Origin of the sequence: Sulfurirhabdus autotrophica, assembly GCF_004346685.1 — a bacterium.
GTDB classification, from domain to species: domain Bacteria; phylum Pseudomonadota; class Gammaproteobacteria; order Burkholderiales; family SMCO01; genus Sulfurirhabdus; species Sulfurirhabdus autotrophica.
On record NZ_SMCO01000039.1, the window covers coordinates 1 to 6,257 of the forward strand.

Annotated in this window: 9 protein-coding genes and 1 pseudogene; all 10 read right to left on the reverse strand. The window is 48.0% G+C overall.

The features are described from left to right. Positions 1–364: 364 nt before the first annotated feature. Positions 365–1,018: an LON peptidase substrate-binding domain-containing protein gene (locus tag EDC63_RS18125; RefSeq protein ID WP_223248251.1), complete on the reverse strand. Its 654-nt coding sequence runs from the start codon at positions 1,016–1,018 to the stop codon at positions 365–367. A 9-nt stretch (positions 1,019–1,027) separates the two neighbouring features. Continuing rightward, complete coding sequence (locus EDC63_RS18130) at positions 1,028–1,654, reverse strand: flavin prenyltransferase UbiX (RefSeq protein WP_124946101.1); 627 nt, start codon at positions 1,652–1,654, stop codon at positions 1,028–1,030. A gap of 104 nt (positions 1,655–1,758) precedes the next feature. Then, positions 1,759–2,388: a surface-adhesin E family protein gene (locus EDC63_RS18135; RefSeq protein WP_124946100.1), complete on the reverse strand. Its 630-nt coding sequence runs from the start codon at positions 2,386–2,388 to the stop codon at positions 1,759–1,761. Further along, on the reverse strand, positions 2,385–2,924 hold the full coding sequence (locus tag EDC63_RS18140; protein ID WP_124946099.1) for a Gx transporter family protein: 540 nt from the start codon (positions 2,922–2,924) through the stop codon (positions 2,385–2,387). Before EDC63_RS18140 ends, EDC63_RS18135 begins: the two co-directional genes overlap by 4 nt. Positions 2,925–2,993: 69 nt before the next feature. Beyond that, complete coding sequence (locus EDC63_RS18145) at positions 2,994–3,368, reverse strand: NusG domain II-containing protein (protein WP_124946098.1); 375 nt, start codon at positions 3,366–3,368, stop codon at positions 2,994–2,996. Beyond that, positions 3,365–4,201 carry an RNase adapter RapZ gene (rapZ, locus tag EDC63_RS18150; protein WP_124946097.1) on the reverse strand — a complete coding sequence of 279 codons (837 nt, stop codon included), beginning with the start codon at positions 4,199–4,201 and terminating at the stop codon, positions 3,365–3,367. The genes EDC63_RS18145 and rapZ overlap by 4 nt, the downstream gene beginning before the upstream one ends. A gap of 71 nt (positions 4,202–4,272) precedes the next feature. After that, positions 4,273–5,214, reverse strand: a complete 942-nt coding sequence (gene hprK, locus EDC63_RS18155; protein WP_124946096.1) for an HPr(Ser) kinase/phosphatase — start codon at positions 5,212–5,214, stop codon at positions 4,273–4,275. After that, positions 5,183–5,668 carry a PTS sugar transporter subunit IIA gene (locus tag EDC63_RS18160; RefSeq protein WP_124946095.1) on the reverse strand — a complete coding sequence of 162 codons (486 nt, stop codon included), beginning with the start codon at positions 5,666–5,668 and terminating at the stop codon, positions 5,183–5,185. Before EDC63_RS18160 ends, hprK begins: the two co-directional genes overlap by 32 nt. A 3-nt stretch (positions 5,669–5,671) precedes the next feature. After that, positions 5,672–5,998, reverse strand: coding sequence for a ribosome hibernation-promoting factor, HPF/YfiA family (gene hpf, locus EDC63_RS18165; RefSeq protein WP_124946094.1), 327 nt, complete (start codon positions 5,996–5,998; stop codon positions 5,672–5,674). A 16-nt stretch (positions 5,999–6,014) separates the two neighbouring features. Continuing rightward, positions 6,015–6,167 (reverse strand): annotated as a pseudogene (locus tag EDC63_RS18170) (RNA polymerase factor sigma-54); the annotation flags it as partial. Positions 6,168–6,257: the final 90 nt, after the last annotated feature.

Consider the following 6,257-nt stretch of genomic DNA (forward strand, 5'->3'; position numbering starts at 1 on the left):
GAGGTGCCCCTCAAGACTTACTGCACTTTTTTTGATAGTTCGTGCTTTTACACAATACCGTCAAATTTGATACAAAGGAATAATACAAGGTTGGGTTGAATAAAATGAAACCCAACGTGAACGAAATCTTAATTTGCGCTACCGTGACTGAACTGAATGATTTTAACTCTCTGGAGTGGACTAAAAGCAAACAGTGTATTTTTGGCTTGCGTAGTCTGGTTTAACCACGTGTGTAGTAATACTGATGGTTGATTGTTGTGGCTTTCTGACCTTTAGCTATAATGGGGTAGATGGCTGAAAAGGGGGGGCGAAGCGAAGTTTGTCGCCACACACAGTTGAATATGAACATGAAATGGAATGTAAATCAGCCTAACAGCCCCTGCTGTTTCATGAAACTCTGTAATATCTGCAATCGCGTAATGCTGTCATTCATTTCCAGCATGCTTTGTTTGGCGCTGAGCTTGAGCGGCAGCACCTCGGCAAGGCGGTAGCCTACCCATGCTGCATCGTCATATTGCAGGGGTGATTGAAATTTGTCTTCGCCTACTTTGGTGATGATGTTTTGCAATACATTGACGCATTGCATGAGTGATTCCGGTACTTTTTGGGCTGGTTCTATGCTGACTTTGAAAGCTTTGGCGGTGATCAGTCCTTCTTTGCTGGTTTTCTGGGATTGAATGCTGATGCGCTGCAACCCAATTGTAGTGAGATTCAATATTCCCTGTTGGTGCATGTCCCAATTGGTGATTTCTGCTAGGCAGCCTACGGCTTCCGGTATGGCTGGCGTACCGGTTTCTTCCCCTTCTTTGATCAGGCATATGCCAAAAGGTAGTTTGTCGCGCATGCAGGCTTTGGTCATGTCCATATACCTTGGTTCGAAAATGCGCAAAGGCAATATGCCGCCAGGGAACAAAACGGTGTTAAGCGGGAAAATCGGTATAGTCAGGGTTTCCACATTATTTTCTTTATCAAATAGCAGGGGGAGTTTTTGGCGTAGCCAGGAATCCATTTTAGTCATGTAACTTGTTTACTCTTGATCGGTTGGTGTTTCTCCCCAACGCGGCATGAGGTCATTGGGAATGTCGACGTGGTCCAGTATGCGTGCCACCACGAAATCAACGAGATCCTGCACCGTTTGAGGGTGATGATAAAAGCCTGGATTTGCAGGCAGAATAACGCAACCCAGGCGGGAAAGTTTCAGCATGTTTTCAAGATGGATGGCCGAAAAAGGGGTTTCTCTGGGGACCAATATCAATTTGCGGTTTTCTTTCAGCATGACATCGGCGGCCCGCTCAATCAGGTTGTCACTTAATCCCATTGCAATTGCAGCCAGTGAGCCCATGGTGCAGGGGCAAACGACCATGGCGTCAGCAGGGTTGGAACCGGAGGCTACGGGGGCAAACCATTCTTCCCGGCCAAATACGCGCAAACTACCTTGCGGGGCTTGGTAACGTTCGTATAAATAAGTTTCCAGATCGCGACTGCGGGAGGGTAACGTCAAATCCATTTCCTGCTTGGCCACAATTTGCGCAACTTGTGAGTACAGCAGATAAACTTTGTTGCCGTGCTGTAGCAGGTATTCCAGCAAACGCATGGCGTAGGGCATGCCGGAAGCACCGGTGAGAGCTAGCGTGATGGTTTTGGGTGGGTTCATCCGTTATTGGCCGGTAAGGCTGCGAGGTGCTGGTTGAGTTAAGTTGACTTTATTGTATGGGACTGTGAGAGGATGCTCAAGTTTTCTTGGGCGATCCACCCTGCCTATGGATTTTGTTTTGCCGGATCAACAGGGGCGGCATTGGGGGTGACGGGCACTACCTCTATGGAAATGGGCTTTTTGTCAGTTGGCAGGCTGCCATTTTTAAGTGGCTTGTCTGTATGGGGTTTTGCCGCATCAATTTCTCGCTGGGCAGCTTCTTTTTTGGCCGCCTCTTCGGCTTTTTTCAGCGCTTCTTCCATTTTTCGTTTGTCTTCTTCAGCCTTTTTTAGGCGCTGTTCCTCTTGCCGCTGAAAAACAATGGCACACACTTTTTTCTCAAACAAATCACCCAGCGAATCGGGAATAATGGGGGAGGCTTCTCCCTCATGATTGGCCACATATTCAATCAGGCTATTATCTGCGGCATAGAGCAGATAACTGATGAGTTTAAGGGTGTGTTCAGTACAATTGATGCGCTCCCGATACAAACCGCTGGTTGCATATTGTGTTTTAGTGGGTTGTGGCTGGCGGAAAACGGCTTTTTTCCAGTAGGTGATTTCATCGCCACCCACGAAAATCTTGGAGCGGTCGTAATAATACTGGTCGCTTCCCGTGCCAACCTGGACGGCCATCCAGTCAGCAGCATGTGCCTGAAAAGAAAGCAGCAGTAAAACCAGTGAGAGTAGTTTCATACGATGCTGCTCTGTGGCTGAATGAAGTCTGTTTCTTTTGTTGTTAATAACTGAGCGGCAATCAGGCCGTTAACAGTGCCGAATAGCAGAGCCGCAGCTGCAAAAATGGGTATTAGGTACGCGATACCTGCGTGAGGAATGAGCCAAAGGTAGACTATGGCCAGCTGGCCGGTAATGTGGGCGAATGAGGCGAAAATACTGTGTGTGACGGGTCCAAATAAGCGTTTGGGTAGCAACTGCATGCACGCTAATGCAACAAGGCTGAGGAGCGCCCCGGATAGACTCAATGCAAATGAGGGGGAAAGAAATGTCCCGAGGATCAGGCTGCCCGCAACCACGCGTAATAAGGAAACCCAAATGGCTGATCGTAAGCCGTATCGCTGCAATACCAGAAGTGTAATGATGTTTGCCAGCCCTGGTTTAATACCGGGCAAGGGTGAGGGAATCGCGGCCTCAGCCACCGAAAGGCCAATAGCCAGTGCAGCCATTTTGGCAATGTGATGATCTTCTGGGGTGGCGATCAGTTTAATTTGCATGATCAGCTTACCGTGCTAGCACGAAGGGAGACACTCAATGTCTGGGTTTGTCTCATAGTGGTGACAAAGCTAGTAGGTAAGTGAGTCATACAATTTTTTTGCGCCTGTGATTTCCAGGCTAACCTGGTTGGGAAGGCAGATGGCAGATTCTCCACTACGGGAAAGCCAGCCTTGTTTAACGCAGTATTGTCGGGGGCTGGGGTCAGAAGCGATTCGCGCACGATGGTTCTGGATGGCGATAATACTGGTTCCCAACGGGCCATTTACGTGGATGGTTTGTTCTTGGAATAAACTGGTTTCAGCAATGATTTTTCCGCCGCTGCGGACAATGACCCTGTTACCGCTGCCACTTTGCCATATGCTGTTGAATAACCATACAACACTTAACATGCCTGCAAGCAAAACCAGCCAGTCACCGGGTTTAACCAGTTTAAGCAAGTTCATGACAGCTCGCGGTGGCGCACCAGCACTTGTTGCTGATCATGAAAGTATTCAGCGAGTTTTTCAGAAAAGTAAACCGAGCGGTGTTGCCCTCCGGTACAGCCGATAGCTACCGTCAGGTAATTGCGATTGTCCCGGATGAAGCAGGGAAGCCACTTTTCAACATAATCGCGAATATCCGTCAGCATGTAATGCGCGTCAGGAATGTTTTCAAGAAACGCGATAACCGGCGCATCTCTTCCGGTTAAGGGCTGCAAGTTTTTGTCGTAATGCGGATTAGGCAGGCAGCGTACATCAAAAACCAGATCCGCATCCAGCGGAATGCCATGCTTGAAACCGAAGGACTGGAATAATAATGTCAATCGTGAGCGGTCCAGCGCGATAATGTCCTTGATCCACGCCCGCAGGGTATTTGAACTCAATTCACTGGTATCGATACGATGCGAAGATTCCCCGATATCATCCAGCATTTCACGTTCCAGCTTGATGCATTCGGTTAATGACCGGTCACCTGTGCTCAGGGGGTGGCGTCGACGTGTTTCGGAAAAGCGTTTGACCAGCGTATCTGTATGCGCTTCCAGAAACAGCACTCGTACATCAATGCCTCTTTGCTTCAATTCTAGGATATGGTGAGGTAGTTGATTCAGGCTCTTGCCACTTCGTACATCAATACTGACAGCGACGTGGTCGTAACCACTTTCATCAAGAAAGTCGATGGTATCCTGCAACAGGCTTGCTGGTAAATTGTCTACGCAGTAGTAACCGCCATCTTCGAGGACATTCAGGGCGATACTCTTGCCGGAACCGGATAATCCGCTAATCAGTATGAGTTGCATTTGGTATGAAGCAGAAAGGGCTTAAAGGTTTTAGGATACTGGAGTTTATTGCTTGTGAAAAGTCTTGCCGGTTAATCTTCTCCTAGAATCATTTGCTGTTGCCGTTCCATAAACAGCTCTGCACTGTTTATTCCGCGTAAATGCAGGATGTGGTTACGCACTGCAACCTCAACCAGCACGGCTAAATTTCGGCCAGCGGCTACTGGAATCCGAACTTTGGGAATATCAATGCCCAGAATGGTTTCGGTAGAGGAATGCATTTCAAGCCGTTCCATGTCTGTCATGCCCTTGTCAGCAGGTTTTTCAAGGTGAACAATCAGTTTGAGATTCTTTTTGGCTTTGACTGCTATTTCACCAAACAATGTACGAATACTCAAAATGCCCAGGCCGCGTACTTCAAGGAAGCCTTCCAGCATAGGGGGGCAACGACCTTCCAGGGTATCAGGAGCAACTTGAAACAGATCAACCATGTCATCAGCAATGAGCCGATGGCCGCGGGTGATGAGTTCCAGAGCGAGTTCACTTTTCCCGATAGCAGCACTGCCGCTGATCAGAACGCCCATACCCATTACTTCCAGAAATACGCCGTGCAAGGTAACAGATGCAGCAAGTACCTGAGCCAGATAATGGCGCAGAAAACTCATGAGTTCCGGGCTTGGGCTTGGAGAAGTGAAAAGTGGGGTTTGGGTATTGTTTGAAGCTTCCAGCAGGGATGGTGGTACTTTTTCGTTATTCGCAATGATGATAGCAGCGAGTTCAGTGGAAAACAGACTGTCAATTGCCTTCTTCAATGCATCGCTGTTAAGGCTGTGCAAATAATCCATTTCAGCACACCCCAGTACTTGAACACGATTGGGGTGGACAAAGTTCAGGTGACCGATCAGTGCAAGGGAAAGTTTTTGTACGGTATCTGAAGTGAGGAGTTTGTCGACACCGTTTCTGCCTGCAACCCAGTTTAACTCAAGCTTTTCCTTTGAGTCCTCATAAAGTTGTCGTACGGTTATCTGCGTCATGGGAAACCCATTGTGTAAGTAATTGATATGTTTCCTGAACATCATGGCTAGCCAGGAGTTTGTCGCGCAACGATTTGTCGCAGAACATTTCGGCCAGTTCTCCGAGAATCTCCAGATGAAGGTCGGTTGCGTGTGCGGGGACAAGCAAGACAAAAACCAGACTAACCGGTATGTTGTCTGGTGAATCAAACGCAATAGGGGGCTGGAGTTTGAAAAACGCGCCCACGGCTTCAGTCAGGTTTTTGATTCTGCCATGGGGTATCGCCACCCCTTGCCCCAGTCCGGTTGAGCCGAGCTTTTCACGTGAAATAAAACTATCGATAACTGCACGTTTGCTCAGCTTGCTGTTAGCTTCAAACAGTTCGCCAGCTTGCTCGAAAAGCTGATTCTTGCTGCTGGCATCCAGATCAACCATGACGTTGCTCTGGGGCAGGAGTTTGGCGATAAAACCCATGGTTTATTCTGGCAGTTCTTCTTTCAGCCCGCCAGTCTGACGGTGAACGTCACCATTTTTTTCTTTATGCTTGATGACCTGGCGATCCAGTTTGTCTGCCAGACTGTCGATGGCGGCATACATGTCGGCATCATCTGCCTGGGCATGGATGTCTTTACCACGGACATGCAAGTTGGCTTCAACTTTTTGAACCAGTTTTTCAACGGTCAATGTGACATTGACGTCAATTAAATGGTCAAAATGGCGAGTGATTCTTTCCAGTTTGGCGTTTACATAATCACGAATAGCAGGGGTGATTTCTAGGTGGTGTCCGGTAATCGTCAGGTTCATTTGCTGCTCCTTTTACTTAGATTGATTTACGAAGGCTAACGGGCGGGATTTGCAGTGACTCTCGATATTTTGCAATCGTTCGACGAGCCACAACAATACCCTGTTGAGAAAGAATGTTGGATATTTGGCTGTCTGACAGTGGTTTTTTGGCATCTTCAGCACTGACTATAGATCCGGCACGATAAAGTTTGAACTTTTTGATTCGCCGTTGTCTTAAACGCATGGATAAAGAAGACGCAAGAAATCAAACACTGGAGCA